Here is a 17431-nt window from a genome sequence, read left to right on the forward strand (position 1 = left end):
GGGCGGGCTCACGTTTCCCAAGCATCTCTATTGCGCCCGGCGCGGTTACGGCAAGAGCAATCGGTGGGTACTCTCCAAAAGCATCGAGATGCAGCACCCCGACTTTTTCGGTGGCACCGATCGACTTATTTAAGCATGATGCGGCAACGAACAGGGAGCGGCATGGCAAAGGCGCAAGGTAGTTTATCCGCAGGCATCATCGCGGCCATCCGCAAGCGGCGGCCGATCGTCGTCAATCGCGAGGCGGCCGTGAGCCGCGGCGATATCGTGATCGCCTCTTATAACATCCATAAATGCGTAGGTACCGACGGGCGCTTCGATCCGGGGCGAACCGCCCAGGTCATCAGCGAGATCGGAGCGGACATCGTCGCCCTCCAGGAGGCCGATCAGCGCTTCGGCGAACGCGCCGGGCTTCTCGATCTGGAGCATCTGCGCCGCGAGGCACATCTCGTTTCGGTTCCGATTGCCCCGTTTTCGGAGAAAGGTCATGGCTGGCACGGCAATGTCCTCCTGCTCCGGGAAGGGGCGGTCTCCGATGTGCGACAGTTGAAATTGCCCGGCGTCGAGCCGCGTGGCGCCCTGGTTGTCGATCTCGACCTCAAGGCAGGGCCGTTGCGGATAATCGCCGCGCATCTGGGCCTGCTGCGCCACTCCCGTGCGCGGCAGGCTGAAACGCTCCTGAAGGCCACGGCGGACGGTGCCGGCCGGCCGACGCTTCTCATCGGCGATCTCAACGAATGGCGCATGGGCAAGCGCTCGTCGCTCAAGTTCCTGAGCCCGACATTCGACCCTTCGCACGCAGCGGTCGCGAGTTTTCCGTCGCGCTTCCCGCTGCTGCCGCTCGACCGGGTGCTCGGCAACCCGCATCATCTCGTGACCTCCGTGTCGGTGCACGACACGCCGCTGGCGCGCGTGGCTTCCGACCATCTGCCCGTCAAGGCCTCGATCGACCTTAAGGCCGCCCAGCAGGAGGCCAATGATGGTGACCGTACCGGCTTGATCGGCGCGGAGCCGGTGTAACGCCCGAGGGTGCGCGTCATGTGGTCCTGGATTGCACTCTTCCTTGCGATCCTCTTCGCCCTGTTCCTCGTCGCAGTCCTTTACGTCTACGGCTGGTTCGGACGCCGACCGAAGACCGATCCGTCTTTCGCACTTCCGGTCGGTGAAGAAAGGACCGGCATCGACGAGGATATCGGACCGTTTTTCCCGGCCCGCAGCGAAGAGAGCGCCATCGCGCTCATATCCGATAATATCGAGGCTTTTGTCGCGCGGGCCCATTCCGCTCGCAGGGCCGGTCGCAGCCTCGACCTGCAATATTATTATTGGAAGGACGATCTGACCGGCTTTCTGTTGACGCGTGAGATCCTCCGGGCTGCCGATCGCGGCGTGCGCGTCCGATTGCTGCTCGACGACATCAACGCCGGCATTCACGACCGTCTCTGCATCTCCCTCGACGCGCATCCGAATGTCGATGTGCGCCTATTCAATCCGAGCCGGGCGCGGACCGATCGCTTCCGCCGCGGCTTCGAGATGGCGATCCGCGCCTTCAGTGCGACGCGCCGGATGCACAACAAGCTGTGGTTGGCCGACAGCCGTCTGGCGATCGCTGGCGGTCGCAATATCGGCGACGCATATTTCGACGCTGCCGAGCAGTCGAACTTTCGCGACCTCGACGTCTGGATGGCAGGACCTGTCGTCGATCAGGCGACGACGATGTTCGATCTCTATTGGAACAGCGCGTCGGTCCTGCCGATTGCGGCGCTGAGGACCCCACGCAAGCACTACCTGCCGGCGCTGCGCGAAGCGCTTGACGGGGTGGCGCGCACCGCTGCCGGCCGTTTCTACCTGGAAAGGGTTGATGAAGTGGCGGCGCAGAAGGGGCCCTATTGGGGCAGCCGTTCCCTTCATCGCAGCGCCGAGTTGCGCGTGGCTTTCGACCCGCCGGAAAAGGCTTTGATGCAGAAGCGGCAGAATTGGCTTCTGCGTGAGCTCTTCCCCCTGATCAACGCCGCAAGACACGATCTGCGCATCATCTCGCCCTATTTCATCCCGGGCGCCGAGGGGACGCGCGAACTGGCGCTGCTCGGGAACAAGGGTGCGAAAGTGGCGGTGCTGACGAATTCGCTTGCCGCAACCGACGTCGCGGCCGTGCATGGCGGCTACATGAAATATCGGAAGGGCCTGCTGCGTGCCGGCGTGGAGCTCTACGAGCTCAAGGAGCGCGGCGATTTCATCGAACGCCATCGGATATCGCTCTTCGGCGCGCGAAGCGCGAGCCTGCACACCAAGGCCTTCGTCGTCGACGGCCTGACTGGCTATGTCGGTTCGATGAATTTCGATCCGCGTTCCGCTTCGCTCAACACGGAGATGGGGATCATCTTTTCCGATCAAGCGCTCGCCGCGGAGCTTCAATCGATATTCCATGACGAGACATTGCCGGAGAGAAGCTATCGCCTGGTTTTGGTGGGGGGCAAGCCTGCCTGGCGCGACCGGACGAACGGAACGACCCGGGTGCTGCGCCGCGAACCCGACGCGGGCATCCTGCGCCGGCTGATCGCCGGGGCGATCCGCTTCCTGCCGCTTGAGTCACAGCTTTGAGGTTTGCGGCTTTGCGCTGCCGCTGCTCTTCACCTGAACCGCTCTCCGGCACGCGGAGACAGTGCCGGCAGGCGGTTGAGGGGCGGACAACGGCAATCAGAGTTTCGGTACCGCATCAAAGCGGCCCGGGAATTCACGGTCCGTTTACCTACGATACGCGAATGCCTGTGAGCAAGACGGCAGGCTAGGCGCCCGAAGGGGGCGGAACCTGAAAAATGTTCTATCGAATGACGGGCCGACCGGTAAAAATCCTTGGCCCAGCGGCCTGCGGCCATTAAAGCATTATCGAATGCTGGCGACTTGAAGTGAAGGGCATTGACACTCTATGTAAGGTCTGAGGCTAAACCGATGATTCCGGTCCGCGAAGGGATTGCGGGCGATTGATGAAGGTTCGATATGAGAAATCCAGTTGATACGGCCATGGCTCTGGTGCCGATGGTTGTTGAGCAGACCAACCGCGGCGAACGGTCCTACGACATCTATTCGCGGCTGCTCAAGGAGCGCATCATCTTCCTTACGGGTCCCGTCGAAGATCACATGGCGACGCTCGTCTGCGCGCAATTGCTGTTCCTCGAGGCGGAAAATCCGAAGAAGGAAATTGCACTCTACATCAACTCACCAGGTGGCGTGGTGACCGCCGGCATGGCGATCTACGACACAATGCAGTTCATCAAGCCCGCGGTTTCGACGCTCTGCATCGGTCAGGCCGCATCCATGGGTTCGCTGCTGCTTGCGGCCGGCCACAAGGACATGCGTTTCGCAACGCCCAATTCCCGCATCATGGTGCACCAACCGTCCGGCGGCTTCCAGGGGCAGGCTTCCGATATCGAGCGGCATGCGAGGGACATCCTCAAAATGAAGCGTCGGTTGAACGAGGTCTACGTCAAGCACTGCGGCCGCACTTATGAAGAGGTCGAGCAGACGCTTGACCGCGATCATTTCATGAGCGCCGACGAAGCTCTGGACTGGGGCCTGATCGACAAGGTGATCACCTCGCGCGATGCCGTAGAGGCCGCCTCACAGGGTTGAAATCGAGCATTTGTGTCACCACAGATGTAATTGTGACACATTTGTAAGGGCCAAGGGGCTTTATCGGAAGGTCAAAGCCGTTAATATGAATCCTTAATGCCGTGTTTGAATCTTGAGAGCATGGCATTCGGATTTCGGCGGGAGAGTCGTTGCGGCCGAAGTCGGGCCCTTGCGCCTGACGCGGTGAGTACTCCCAAGAACCTTGCGCTGTGCCGGGGGCCTTTGCGCAAGGCGAACTGAGTGGTCCGCGATATCTTTCCGAAGGTGTCCGGCGTGCTGGAAGGAAATGGAAATGAGCAAGGTCAGCGGTAGCAACGGCGGTGACTCGAAGAATACCCTCTATTGTTCGTTCTGCGGCAAGAGCCAGCATGAAGTCCGCAAGCTGATTGCCGGACCGACCGTGTTCATCTGCGATGAATGCGTCGAACTCTGCATGGACATCATCCGCGAGGAGAACAAGACCTCGATGGTCAAGTCTCGCGATGGCGTTCCGACCCCACAGGAGATCATCAAGGTCCTCGACGAATACGTCATCGGCCAGCAGCAGGCCAAGCGCATCCTGTCCGTTGCCGTGCACAACCATTATAAGCGGCTTGCCCATGCGGCGAAGAGCAGCGATGTCGAACTCGCGAAGTCGAACATCATGCTGGTCGGGCCGACGGGCTGCGGCAAGACCTATCTGGCGCAGACGCTCGCGCGCATCATCGACGTTCCCTTCACCATGGCCGACGCAACGACGCTGACCGAAGCGGGCTATGTCGGTGAGGACGTCGAGAACATCATCCTGAAGCTTCTCCAGGCGGCCGACTACAATGTCGAGCGCGCTCAGCGCGGCATCGTCTATATCGACGAGGTCGACAAGATTTCCCGCAAATCGGATAACCCGTCGATCACCCGCGACGTTTCCGGCGAGGGCGTGCAGCAGGCGCTGCTGAAGATCATGGAAGGCACCGTCGCCTCCGTGCCGCCGCAGGGTGGCCGCAAGCACCCGCAGCAGGAATTTCTGCAGGTCGACACGACGAACATCCTCTTCATCTGCGGTGGTGCGTTCGCCGGCCTCGACAAGATCATCTCCGCCCGCGGCGAGAAGACGTCGATCGGCTTCGGCGCGACGGTCCGCGCTCCGGAAGACCGTCGCGTCGGCGAGGTGCTGCGCGACCTCGAGCCGGAGGATCTGGTCAAGTTCGGCCTGATCCCCGAATTCATCGGCCGCCTGCCGGTTCTCGCGACGCTTGAAGATTTGGACGAAGACGCTTTGATCCAGATTCTGTCGGAGCCGAAGAACGCGCTGGTCAAGCAGTATCAACGCCTGTTCGAGATGGAAGACGTCGAACTGACCTTCCACGAAGACGCGCTGCGCGAGATCGCCCGTCGGGCCATCGTCCGCAAGACCGGCGCGCGCGGCCTGCGTTCGATCATGGAAAAGATCCTGCTCGACACCATGTTCGAGCTGCCGACGCTCGAGGGCGTCCGCGAGGTCGTCATTTCGGATGAGGTGGTCAAGGGGACGGCGCGTCCGCTCTACATCTACTCGGAGCGGTCCGAGGAGAAGACCAACGTCTCGGCCTAAATCGGCTGGTCGCTCACGATAGTTTGAAAAGCCCGCCATGTGCGGGCTTTTTTGTGCGCATATACCCTGGTCGCGGAAGTCGCTGTCGGAGCGAGCTCCTTCAGCTTCGATTCCTGGCGAGCTTGAGTGGTTTTCGGTTCAAAATCACTGTGATCTCGCGAATCGATTATTGCTAAAGTGCCGCGACGACGCGATGATGCGACGACTCAAAGAAAGCCGGGCTGGCCCTCGGTCGTAAGGTCCGCGACAGCATCTCAGCGTAGGGACTCAGGGATATCCATGAAGGCGGAGGTTGCGCCTTACCTTGAAAAGGCCTCTCTTGCACTCCACTTTCATGTAGGAAATGTGACAGCCGGGAGTGCCGCTGAGGCTCCCGGGAACGGGCCCGAAAATCGGGACGGAAAGGAAATGATATGACGAGCAAAACGTCTCCGGCGACTGAAAGTGCGACCTATCCGGTTCTGCCGCTGCGTGACATCGTGGTTTTCCCGCACATGATCGTGCCGCTTTTCGTCGGCCGGGAGAAGTCGATCCGCGCCCTCGAGGAGGTCATGGGTACCGACAAGCAGATCATGCTCGCGACCCAGATCAACGCCACTGACGACGATCCGGAAGCCTCCGCCATCTATAAGGTCGGCACGATTGCCAATGTGCTGCAACTGCTGAAGCTCCCCGACGGTACCGTCAAGGTTCTCGTCGAAGGCCGCGCGCGCGCCGAGATCGAGCGCTACACGCCGCGCGACGATTTCTATGAGGCGGCGGCCCATGCGCTCCGCGAGCCCGACGAAGATCCGGTCGAGATCGAAGCGCTGAGCCGCTCGGTCGTGTCGGAATTCGAAAGCTATGTGAAGCTCAACAAGAAGATTTCGCCGGAAGTCGTCGGCGTCGCGAGCCAGATCGAAGACTATTCGAAGCTCGCCGATACCGTCGCATCCCATCTGTCGATCAAGATCGTCGAGAAGCAGGAAATGCTGGAGACGACGAGCGTGAAGATGCGTCTCGAAAAGGCGCTCGGCTTCATGGAAGGCGAGATCTCGGTCCTACAGGTGGAAAAGCGCATCCGCTCGCGCGTCAAGCGCCAGATGGAGAAGACCCAGCGCGAGTACTACCTCAATGAGCAGATGAAGGCGATCCAGAAGGAACTGGGCGACAGCGAGGACGGCCGCGACGAGATGGCCGAGATCGAGGAGCGCATCGCCAAGACGAAGCTTTCCAAGGAAGCTCGAGAAAAGGCCGATGCGGAGCTGAAGAAGCTGCGCCAGATGAGCCCGATGTCGGCGGAAGCGACCGTCGTTCGCAACTATCTCGATTGGCTCCTGGGCCTGCCCTGGGGCAAGAAGTCGAAGATCAAGACCGACCTCAATCACGCCGAGAAGGTGCTCGACGCCGATCACTTCGGTCTCGACAAGGTCAAGGAACGTATCGTCGAATATCTCGCCGTGCAGGCACGCTCCACGAAGATCAAGGGCCCGATCCTGTGCCTTGTCGGACCTCCGGGCGTCGGCAAGACCTCGCTCGCCAAGTCGATCGCCAAGGCGACTGGCCGCGAATATATTCGCATGGCGTTGGGTGGCGTTCGCGACGAGGCCGAAATCCGTGGTCACCGCCGCACGTATATCGGCTCCATGCCGGGCAAGATCGTTCAATCGATGAAGAAGGCAAAAAGGGCCAATCCGCTCTTCCTGCTCGACGAGGTCGACAAGATGGGGCAGGACTTCCGCGGCGATCCGTCTTCGGCGCTTCTGGAAGTGCTTGATCCGGAGCAGAACTCGACCTTCATGGATCACTATCTCGAGGTCGAATACGACCTCTCGAACGTGATGTTCATCACCACGGCGAACACGCTCAACATTCCGGCGCCGCTGATGGACCGCATGGAAGTGATCCGCATCGCCGGTTATACCGAAGAGGAAAAGCTGGAGATCGCCAAGCGGCACCTCCTGCCCAAGGCGATCCGCGACCATGCGCTGCAGCCGCAGGAGTTCTCCGTCACGGACGGCGCACTGATGGCCGTGATCCAGACCTACACGCGCGAAGCGGGCGTTCGCAACTTTGAACGCGAGTTGATGAAGCTTGCGCGCAAGGCTGTGACCGAAATCCTCAAAGGCAAGACGAAGAAGGTCGAAGTGACGACCGAGAACGTGCACGACTATCTCGGCGTGCCGCGCTTCCGCCATGGCGAAGCCGAGCGCGACGACCAGGTAGGCGTGGTCACGGGCCTCGCCTGGACCGAGGTCGGCGGCGAGCTGCTGACGATCGAAGGCGTGATGATGCCCGGCAAGGGCCGCATGACGGTCACCGGCAACCTGCGCGACGTGATGAAGGAATCGATTTCGGCAGCGGCATCCTATGTCCGGTCGCGCGCGATCGATTTCGGGATCGAGCCACCGCTGTTCGACAAGCGCGACATTCACGTCCACGTACCTGAGGGCGCAACCCCGAAGGATGGTCCGTCCGCGGGTGTCGCCATGGCAACGGCCATTGTTTCGGTCATGACCGGCATTCCGATCTCCAAGGACGTGGCGATGACCGGGGAGATCACCCTGCGTGGTCGCGTCCTGCCGATCGGCGGCCTCAAGGAGAAGCTGCTGGCGGCTCTGCGTGGCGGAATCAAGAAGGTGCTGATCCCCGAGGAGAACGCCAAGGATCTCGCCGATATTCCGGACAACGTGAAGAACAGCCTCGAGATCATCCCGGTCTCGCGGATGGGCGAGGTGCTCGAACACGCTTTGATGCGGCGTCCTGAGCCGATCGAATGGGATCCGGCCAGCCAGCCGGCGATGCCGGCGGTTGATTCGCAGGACGAAGCGGGGGCATCGATCGCGCACTAAAGGGAGGCGCAAAGGGCCGCGACTGTGGCCCGCTTGCGCCCCTCAAGCAGAAAAACAAGGAAGACCGGCCTTTTGCCGGTCTTTTTTGTTGTAAAAGCGTGCTGCAAGCCTTGCATTCCAAGGGATTAGGCGCAATTGGGGATGGCAAGACGTGGGTGAGGCGCAAGCGGCCCCGGCTTAAGAAGACAGTCGTTTCGAACCAGTGTGAAAGGGGTGGAAACATGAACAAAAATGAGCTCGTGACTGCCGTTGCCGAAAAGGCCGGCCTCTCGAAGGCTGATGCGTCCTCTGCAGTTGATGCAGTTTTTGAGACCATCCAGAGCGAACTGAAGAACGGTGGCGACATTCGCCTCGTCGGCTTCGGCAACTTCTCCGTTACCCGCCGTGAAGCCAGCAAGGGCCGCAACCCGTCGACGGGCGCGGAAGTTGACATCCCGGCGCGCAACGTGCCGAAGTTTACCGCCGGCAAGGGCCTTAAGGACGCCGTCAACTGATAGGACGTTTCAGCGGAAAGGCTGCCGAACGGCATTCTCCATTGCCGGTCCCTAGCAACGGCCGTCCGCGATTAGGTTCATGTTCCATCTGCCGCGACGTCGCTTCCGGGCGAGGGTCTTAGGCAGGTTGATTGAGGCCCGGTCCACCGGGCCTCTTTTCGTTTCAACCTCCGCTGTCATCCCGCTGTTACAGGACGGTTGCAAAAGCCTCCCGTCCGGCCCCGGCCGCCGCCGATTCCGGATGTCAGCGCGGCGCGAGAAAGCGCGATCGGCGCATGTGCCGCGACAAGGAGGGACAGATGAAAGCATTTTCGATCACCACAGCATTGGCCGCGGCTCTCGCCGCATCGACGGCGTCCGCCGTCAAGGCCGAACAGGTATTCAACCGGGTTGCATCCTTTGCCGTCGCCGACAACCTGCCTGCGGGAGCCGACCGGAAGGCACCGACATCGGCCGAGATCATCACCGCGAGTGAAGATGGTAACACGCTCATCTATACCGACAGCCCCGGCAAGCGCATCGGCTTCATCGACATTACCGACGCCAAGGCGCCGAAGGCGAGCGGCATCGTATCCTTCGATGGCGAGCCGACCTCAGTCGCGATCGCCGGCGCAAAGGCTCTCGTCGCCGTCAATACGCGCGAAAGCTTCACCAAGCCCTCAGGCCTCCTCGCGATCGTCGACGTTGTGGCGAAGAAGGTGGAGGCGACCTGCGACCTCGGCGGCCAGCCGGATTCGGTAGCCCTGAACAAGGACCGGACGCTTGCCGCAGTCGCGATCGAGAACGAGCGCGATGAGGACGTCGAGGATGGAAAGATCCCGCAGATGCCGACCGGCGATCTCGTCATCCTGTCGCTGAAGGACGGCATCGCCGATTGCACGACGATCAAGCATGTGGCGCTGACCGGTCTCGCCGAGGTCGCGGGTGACGATCCGGAGCCGGAATTCGTCGCCTTCAACGGCAAGGACGAAATCGCGTTGACGCTGCAGGAGAACAACCACCTCGTCATCATCGACGGTAAATCCGCGACCGTGAAGACGCATTTCTCCGCCGGCACCGTCGATCTGAAGAACATCGATGCCAAGCGGGATGGCGCCATCTCCTTCACGGGCGAGCAGCCGGGCCGCAAGCGCGAACCGGATGCCGTGAAATGGCTCGACGACAATCGTCTGCTCGTCGCCAACGAAGGTGACTACGAAGGCGGTGCGCGCGGTTTCACGATCTTCGATGCGACCGGCAAGGTCCTCTTCGAGTCCGGCGCGGGCTTCGAACATGCGATCGCAGCCATTGGCCACTATCCGGAGAAGAGGTCGTCGGCCAAGGGCATCGAACCGGAGGGCGTCGAAGCGGCACGTTTCGGCGACGACAGCCTCTTCTTTGTGCTCTCCGAGCGCGCCTCGATCGTCGGCGTCTACAAGGATACCGGCGCTGAACCCGAACTCCTCCAGCTTCTGCCGTCCGGCATTTCACCCGAGGGCGCGGTCGCCATTCCCGGCCGCAATTTGTTTGCGACCGCCAATGAGGTGGATCTCGTTGAGGACGGTGGAGCGCGGGCACATGTGATGATCTACGAAAGGGCAGAAGGGAGGGCCGCCTATCCGCAGATTCGCTCGTCGGAAAAAGACGGCACGCCGATCGGCTTCGGCGCGCTTTCCGGTCTTGCGGCGGTCATGGACAAGCCGGGTTTCTTGCGCGCTGTCAGCGACTCCGTCTTCTCCTCGCAGCCGACGATCTTCACGATCGACGCCACCCAGACCCCGGCACTGATCACGGGGACGCTGCCGATCACCCGCGACGGTGCTCCCGCCCAGAAGCTCGACATCGAAGGCGTCGCCAATGACGGCGACGGCGGCTTCTGGCTCGCTTCCGAGGGCAATTCGGACAAGCTTTACAGCCACGCGCTCTTTCATGTGAACAAGAAGGGCGAGATCAAGAAGGAGATCGCCTTGCCGGCGGAGTTGCGTGCGAACGAAATCCGCTACGGTTTCGAAGGTATCGCGACCGTGGGCGAGGGGGACGACCAGGTCCTCTGGATGGCTGTCCAGCGCGAATGGAAGGACGACGAGAAAGGCTTCGTCAAGCTCGTCTCTTACAAGCCGGCAACCGAGGAGTGGGGTGCGGTGCGCTATCCGCTCGACAAGTCGGAAGAAGGCTGGGTCGGCCTTTCGGAAATCTCCGTCCATGGCGACTATGCCTATATCATCGAGCGCGACAATCTGATCGGCGAGGCAGCCAAGCTGAAGAAGCTCTATCGCGTTCCTCTCGCCGATCTGAAGCCCGCCAAGCTCGGCAGCGAGTTGCCGGTCGTCCGCAAGGAAGAGGTGCGCGATCTCATTGCCGATCTGAAGGCGCTGAACGGTTATGTCGTCGACAAGGTCGAGGGCTTCGGAGTTGACGCCGCCGGCAATGGTTATGTCGTCACGGACAATGACGGCGTCGATGATTCTTCCGGCGAAACCCTGTTCTTCTCCATCGGTGCCATCGACGCGATGTAAGCGTCGAGGCCGGGAGAAAACGGAAGAGGCCGGAGCATGACGCCCCGGCCTCTTCTCTTTCTGCGAAGTGATGCCCGCGGCCTATCGCGCGGAGGCGATCTCTGCCTCTTCCGCTTCTTCCTTGCGCTTGCGGATTTCGTCGGTCTTTTCGACGAGCTTGCTGACGATATCGTAGAGCTGGTCGAGCTGCTCGTCGTCGAGCGCCGAGAAGATTTCCTCCAGGAGCTGTTTGCGCGGGTGTTCCGCCGCTTCGAGGACGGCCCGTCCGGTCTCGGTGATCGAGACGATTTTCGCACGGCGATCCTCCGGGTCGGGTTTGCGCATCACCAGGCGGTCGCGCTCCAACCCGTCGATCGCCTCGGTCACCGTCCGCGGAGCGAAGTTCAGCGCACAGGCGATATCCGTGGACCGACAGGGACCGAGTTTGCTCAGGAAGAAGAGGAACTTGCTCCGGGCAAGTGAGACGCCTTCCTCTGTCATGGATTCGTTAACCAGCCGATGAACGCGATGGTAGAGCTCGAACAGCTTGTCGGAAACTTCGAATGTCTTCTTCATGACCACCATGGCGATATTTTGAGGTGCCATGTCAAATGGCAGTTACCCTATTGATAGTTACAATTGCCACATTTGTCGACAAGAACCTCCTAATTCTTAAGGCTAATGCCCGCAGCGCGGCGCGGTCTTGCCGGCCTCAAAGGAAAGTAACTCAGAAATCCATGAGTTGGATATCCGGCTGGAGGAATGCTCTATGCGCCCCATGGGTTCGGTCGCACCGGCGAAAATGACGCTGCTTGGAGAGCACTTGGGGTGAGCGGGCATACCACCTGTGTACAGGCGCGCACTCGCATTGACGTGGGATGCGGCGCCGGGCCATGGTCGGCCATGCCGTTCCGATTTGTTCATACCGCAGACCTTCATCTCGATTCACCTTTGCGCAGCCTCGCACTCCGAAACCCGGAGCTTGCCAGCCTTGTGCGAAGCGCCACCCGTAACGCGCTCGTGCGCATTGTCGATCTCTGCATTGCCGAAAGCGTCGACGCGCTGCTGATCGCCGGCGATCTCTACGACGGCGGCCAAACCTCCATGAACACGGCGCTTTTCCTTGCGGGCGAGCTCCGCCGCCTCGACGAGGCCGGCATCCGCACCTTCATCATCCGGGGCAATCACGACGCCCAATCGCAAGTGACGCGCGAACTCACGCTGCCGCCCTCTGTCCACGTCTTTTCCGGCCGCAGCAGGACGGTGCTGGCAAAGAATCTGGAAAACGGCAGAACGGTTCATATTCACGGCGTGAGCTTTGCCGACACGCACGCGCCGGAGAGTCTGCTGCCTCACTTCCATCCGCCGGTCGCCGACGGAATCAATATCGGCATGTTGCATACGAGCCTTTCCGGCTCCGCCGCTCATGACCCCTATGCGCCCTGCAGTGTCGCCGATCTTCAGCGGCACGGCTTTGACTATTGGGCGCTCGGCCATATCCACCAGCGGCAGGTGCACAGCGAAAAGCCCTGCATCGTCATGCCCGGCATGCCGCAGGGCCGCGACATCAACGAAATGGGCATGAAGGGCGTCACCATCGTTACGATCGACGATCACGGGCAGGTGGTGCTGGAAGAGCGGCCGACAAGCACCGCCGCTTTCGAACGGCTTTCGGTCGACGTAACGGGCGCCGCTCACTGGCGCGATGTGCTGGACTCGGTGAGCCGGGAGATCGCCCGCCTTCGCAAGCGACTGCCGGCCGACAATCTGATCCTGCGGCTGACGCTGACGGGAAGAACCCCGCTTGCCTGGCGCCTACGGCGCGACGCCGATCTCCTGGAAACGGAAATGGCCAACATTGCGGCCGGGCTCGGCGGATGCTGGATCGAGAAGGTCGAGGTCCAGTGCCGGGCGGCAGGGGATGCAGGATACGCCTCGGCCGACCCGGTCGGCGAGTTGGCGGCGCTCGTTGAAAATGACGTGTTGTCCTCCTTCGGCTTCCGCGCAGAGGTGAAGGGCGTCGCGGAGGAACTGCTGCAGCAATTGCCGCCCGAACTGCGGCAGATATTGGCGATCGACGAGGAAGCGCTGGAGAGCCTGGCGCTGAACGCCGGTCTTGCGGGAAGCGCGGACGTGCTCGCGCATCTCCATGGTCGCACGGGCGCCGAGGGCACCGACTGATGCGACTTCAACGGCTGGATCTCGTCCGCTACGGCAAATTCACCGGGCGGAGCCTCGATTTCGGCGAGGCGAAGCCAGGTGCGCCCGATTTTCACCTCGTTTACGGCCCGAACGAAGCCGGGAAGTCGACCCTGTTCTCCGGCTTCCTCGATCTGCTCTTCGGGATCGAGCGTTCAAGCCCCTACGGCTTTCTGCACCCCTACCAGACGATGCGGATCGGCGGCATCCTGGAAGCCGGCGGCCATCGCCATCACGCCTATCGCGTAAAGCGCAACGCCAACAGTCTCGTCGGCTCCGACGAGCAGCCGCTGCCGGACAATCTCTTTTCCGCGGCTCTCGGCTCTGTGGATCGGGATACGTATCGCATGATGTTCTCGCTCGACGACGACAGCATCGAGGAGGGTGGGGAAGCGATCCTGCAGAGCGAGGGGGAACTGGGTTCGCTGCTCTTTTCCGCAAGCTCCGGCCTGCCGGACAGCGGCGCGGTTCTCGCGAGCCTGCGTGCGGATGCGGATGCCTTCTTCCGTCCGCAGGGGCGCAAGCATCGGCTTGCCGAGTTGAAGGCAGAACTCGACGCGCTCAAAGCGGAGCGCAGCGCGATCGACGTGAATGCGCGCGAATACGCCTCGCTCCGCAAGGCGCTGACGTCTGCGCGCGAACGTCACGAAACGGCGGCAGGAACACGGGCGGAGCTGCGTGTCGCCAGGGATCTGGCGCGCGTAAAGCTCCATGCTCTGCCGATCCTCAAGCGGCTTTGCGAGGCAAGGAACGAATTCGAGAGACGGACGCCCCTGCCTGTGCCGCCCGCGGAGTGGCCGAGCGAGCTGCCGACGCTTCGGAAGCGCGAGGCAGAAATCGCCGCGCGGCTCGCGCAACTGAACGAGGAGCTTGAGCGACGGCGCGACGAGCTGGCGGACATGCCGCAGGACGGGCAGGCGCTGGCGCTCGCCGAGCGGTTCGGAGCGCTGCGCAATTCCGAGCTTGACGCCCGCTATCTGACGGCCGCCCGCGACATGCCGGTTCGCCTCGAAGAGCTGGCAAGGACATCCGCCGAGATCGACGCCTGCCTTGCCCGACTGGACGAGGAGGGCAACTCCGATCCCGCCGCGCTCCTCCTGCCGACCGCACGCGCCGCCCGGCTACAGGAGCTTGTGCGCCGGCACGCCAGCCTGTCGGAGAGGCTGGCCGCAGCACGCGAGGAAGTCGAGAGCGCGCAACGGGATCGCCAGGAGGCCGAGCGCGACGCAGCCCGGTTGAAGGAAGGCATGGGCGACCCCGCTCTTCTCGCGAACCGCTTGCATCACCTGCGCCAGAGGGATTGTCTCATCCGTCAGCACGCAGCCGCGAAGGAGATCGATCGGCTGGAAGCGATGCTCTCGGATAAGCTCGAGGCGCTGCGGCCCTTTGAAGGCACTTTGGACGATCTGGCGGCGCTTGCCGTCCCGGCGCCGGGCGTGGTGGATGCATGGCGGACGGAGGAAGCTACTCTCACGGAACGGCGGTTGCGGCTCGACGACCGGATCGCCGATGAAGGTGAGCGCCAGGCCGGAGACGAGGCGCGGCTCGCCGCGCTTGCGGCCACTGGCGGCGTCGTCGATGACGCGACCGCGAGCGAACTCCGGCGGCGCCGGGATCTCGCCTGGCAAAGGCACCGCTCCTGCCTCGACGAGGCGAGTGCGACGGCGTTCGAGGTGATGCTGAAAGATGACGACGCGGCTGCGGCACTGCGGCTGGAACAGGTGGAGCGCGTGACCCAGATGCGCGGCCTGACGCTGGCCGTTTCCGAGCGGCGTGCCCGCCTGCAGATGCTGGAGGCGCAAAGAAGGGCGCTCGCCGAGGGACGGGAGCGGCTGGACGCGACGATCGGCGCTGCCGCGAGCGCCTGCGGCTTACCCAACGTAATCATGCTCCCGCAACTGGAGGCTTGGCTCGCGACGCGCGCCGCCGTACTCGAGCTGCGCGCGGATTTGCGCGCCGCGTTGCGGGAGCGCGACAAGGCCGTTGCCGAAGAGAAGGCGGCCGTCTGCGTCCTGCGCGAGGAACTGGTGCGGTTCGGCGTGAGCGATACTTTGCCTGACCGCCTCGACGCATTGCTTTCCGCGGCCGAGCATTTCGTCTCGCGCGCACAGGCAGCGTCCGCCGCCCGCAGTGCCGCGGCCGCACGGCTCGAGCGTGCGACGGAGGCTTTGGAAAGCCGCGAGACGGCGCTCGCTGCCGCGGAAGCCGCGATGGCCGCCTGGTGCGGCGAGTGGCATGATGCGCTCGCCGGTACTTGGCTCGCCCACCGGATCGAGCGGCCGCTCCCGCAGGAAATAGGTCCGGTGCTCGCGGTGCTGCAGGACTTCGACAAGCTGATGCAGAAGAAGGGCGAACTCGACCATCGCATCGCCGGCATGCGAAGGGATCAGCAGGTTTTCGGCGAAGCCGTCGCGAGTCTTGGGGCGCAACTAGGTGACGCACAATCCGATGATGTCCTCACCCTTTTTGCCGCCATTCGCGATCGCATCACCGCTGCGCATCACATGGAAGAGCGCCGCCTTACGCTCCGGGACAGCATCGAGCGAATGGAGGAGAGCCTGCAGTCGCTCCACGCCGAAGAGCGAATCCATGTCGCAGCGAAACGGGCGATCGTCGATTTCTTCGGCTGCGCGACGCTCGACGAGGCCGCTTCCTGCCTGGAGGCCGTCCAGGAGCAGGAACGGCTGCGGCGCCGGTGCGCCGAGCTCGAGAACGATCTGGTTACGCGTCTCGGCGTCGCCACGGCCGGGGAAGCCGAAGCCATGCTCTTCGCGATCGACGAAAAGGAGTTGAGCCTCGAGCTCGCTCGGCTGGACGAGGCGATCGATGCGGCCGACCGCGACGTCGGCGAGTCGCATGCGGAGGTCCGGAGCAAGGAGAAGGCGCTTGCCGAAGTAGAGGGGGGCGACCGCGTCGCCGAGCTCGAACAGCGGCGCCGCACGCTTCTTCTCGACGTCGAGATGAAGGCGATCGGCTATCTCCGGCTCCGGGCTGGCGTGATCGCCGCCGAGCAGGGGCTCAGGCTGTTTCGCGAACGGCATCGCAGCGCCATGATGCAGCGTGCGTCGCGCACATTCATGCACATCAGCGGCGGTGAATATTCCGGCCTTTCGACGCAGGTGGACAAGGGCCAGGAATTCCTGATCGCGAACACGGCCGCGGGTGGATCGAAACTTGCCCGCGATCTTTCGAAAGGCACGCGTTTCCAGCTTTATCTCGCCCTCAGGATCGCCGGCTACCACGAAGTGGCCGCAACGCGGGAGGCGCTCCCGTTCATCGCCGACGATATCATGGAGACCTTCGATGACGGCCGCGCCGGCCGTGCCTTCGAGCTGATGGCGGACATGGCGCGCGTAGGACAAGTGATCTATCTGACTCACCATGAACATCTTTGCGACATCGCGCGGAATGCCTGTCCGGAGGTGATGGTCCACAGGCTGTAGCGACGACACGGAAAAAGGGTAAGGTGCTTGTGCTTTGGCGCAATCACACAAGAAGGAGGTTCGAATGGAAATCTTTGAGTGTGGATCGAGGCCCTCCACTCGCGGCCCGGCCGATTACTTCAGCGGGGCTGTGCGCGTGGACCCTGCCTTCGAGGCGCCGGCGCCGGCGCGCGTACGCGGCGCAACGGTCACCTTCGAACCTGGTGCGCGAACCGCCTGGCACACGCACCCGCTCGGCCAGACGCTGATCGTCACGGCAGGCCGCGGCCTCGCGCAAAGCTGGGGCGGAGAGCTCCGCGAGATTCGCGCCGGCGATGTCGTCTGGTTTCCGCCGGGCGAAAAGCATTGGCATGGTGCCGCGCCCGACACGGGAATGACCCATATCGCCATTCAGGAGGCGCTCGACGGCAAGGTGGTCGACTGGCTCGAGCATGTGACGGATGAGCAATATCGCGGAGGGTGAAAGGACCTCAAATATCGCTACGCCCAGCGACATCACTGCCGGTTCAATCTTCCGAGGAGTAAGGAAGTGGTGGGCGATGAGAGACTCGAACTCCCGACATCCTCGGTGTAAACGAGGCGCTCTACCAACTGAGCTAATCGCCCTTTCGCGTTGCGAAGCAATCTGTCCGCCGCGTCGGTGGGCGTGATCTATGCGCAACCGGCGAAAACCGCAAGAGCATTTGCGCGATTTTTTCCGATTTTTTTGTGAGGGCACGTCAAGTGCGGTGGCCGGGGCAGGGGGACTGTGGGCAAATTGACCACTGCGTCGCCTGAGAACAGCAACAGGCCG

The 17431-nt window shown here is 62.4% G+C and carries 11 protein-coding genes and 1 tRNA gene; 10 read left to right on the forward strand and 2 right to left on the reverse strand.

The window, feature by feature from the left end; translation table 11 throughout:
* The first annotated feature begins 162 nt into the window (after positions 1-162).
* The 7 genes from M728_RS04920 to M728_RS04950 all read left to right on the forward strand — a co-directional run bounded on the left by M728_RS04920 (position 163) and on the right by M728_RS04950 (position 11017).
* Complete coding sequence (locus M728_RS04920) at positions 163-1020, forward strand: endonuclease/exonuclease/phosphatase family protein (protein ID WP_026619300.1); 858 nt, start codon at positions 163-165, stop codon at positions 1018-1020.
* 18 nt (positions 1021-1038) lie between these two features.
* Complete coding sequence (locus M728_RS04925; protein WP_026619301.1) at positions 1039-2598, forward strand: phospholipase D family protein; 1560 nt, start codon at positions 1039-1041, stop codon at positions 2596-2598.
* 396 nt (positions 2599-2994) lie between these two features.
* On the forward strand, positions 2995-3627 hold the full coding sequence (gene clpP, locus M728_RS04930; protein ID WP_026612529.1) for an ATP-dependent Clp endopeptidase proteolytic subunit ClpP: 633 nt from the start codon (positions 2995-2997) through the stop codon (positions 3625-3627).
* Between the two features lie 292 nt (positions 3628-3919).
* Positions 3920-5197: an ATP-dependent Clp protease ATP-binding subunit ClpX gene (clpX, locus tag M728_RS04935; protein ID WP_026612528.1), complete on the forward strand. Its 1278-nt coding sequence runs from the start codon at positions 3920-3922 to the stop codon at positions 5195-5197.
* A 413-nt stretch (positions 5198-5610) separates the two neighbouring features.
* A complete protein-coding gene (lon, locus tag M728_RS04940) occupies positions 5611-8028 on the forward strand; it encodes an endopeptidase La (protein WP_026619302.1) in 2418 nt (805 codons plus the stop codon).
* A 221-nt stretch (positions 8029-8249) separates the two neighbouring features.
* The gene (gene hupB, locus M728_RS04945; RefSeq protein ID WP_026612526.1) at positions 8250-8522 is read left to right on the forward strand and encodes a DNA-binding protein HupB; all 273 of its coding nucleotides are present in this window, start codon (positions 8250-8252) and stop codon (positions 8520-8522) included.
* A 299-nt stretch (positions 8523-8821) separates the two neighbouring features.
* On the forward strand, positions 8822-11017 hold the full coding sequence (locus M728_RS04950) for an esterase-like activity of phytase family protein (RefSeq protein WP_026619303.1): 2196 nt from the start codon (positions 8822-8824) through the stop codon (positions 11015-11017).
* Between the two features lie 81 nt (positions 11018-11098).
* Here M728_RS04950 and M728_RS04955 read toward each other — a convergent pair whose 3' ends face one another.
* A complete protein-coding gene (locus M728_RS04955) occupies positions 11099-11572 on the reverse strand; it encodes a MarR family winged helix-turn-helix transcriptional regulator (protein ID WP_026612524.1) in 474 nt (157 codons plus the stop codon).
* A gap of 327 nt (positions 11573-11899) precedes the next feature.
* Between M728_RS04955 and M728_RS04960 the strand changes: the two genes are divergently transcribed.
* From M728_RS04960 to M728_RS04970, 3 genes are all read left to right on the forward strand, one after another.
* Positions 11900-13177, forward strand: coding sequence for an exonuclease SbcCD subunit D (locus M728_RS04960; protein WP_026619304.1), 1278 nt, complete (start codon positions 11900-11902; stop codon positions 13175-13177).
* Positions 13177-16638 carry an AAA family ATPase gene (locus tag M728_RS04965; protein WP_026619305.1) on the forward strand — a complete coding sequence of 1154 codons (3462 nt, stop codon included), beginning with the start codon at positions 13177-13179 and terminating at the stop codon, positions 16636-16638. The genes M728_RS04960 and M728_RS04965 overlap by 1 nt, the downstream gene beginning before the upstream one ends.
* A 64-nt stretch (positions 16639-16702) precedes the next feature.
* On the forward strand, positions 16703-17101 hold the full coding sequence (locus M728_RS04970; protein WP_026619306.1) for a cupin domain-containing protein: 399 nt from the start codon (positions 16703-16705) through the stop codon (positions 17099-17101).
* Positions 17102-17168: 67 nt separating this feature from the next.
* Here the strand turns inward: M728_RS04970 and M728_RS04975 are convergent.
* A tRNA-Val gene (locus M728_RS04975) sits at positions 17169-17244 on the reverse strand.
* Positions 17245-17431: the final 187 nt, after the last annotated feature.

The organism is Ensifer sp. WSM1721, assembly GCF_000513895.2.
GTDB lineage: Bacteria > Pseudomonadota > Alphaproteobacteria > Rhizobiales > Rhizobiaceae > Sinorhizobium.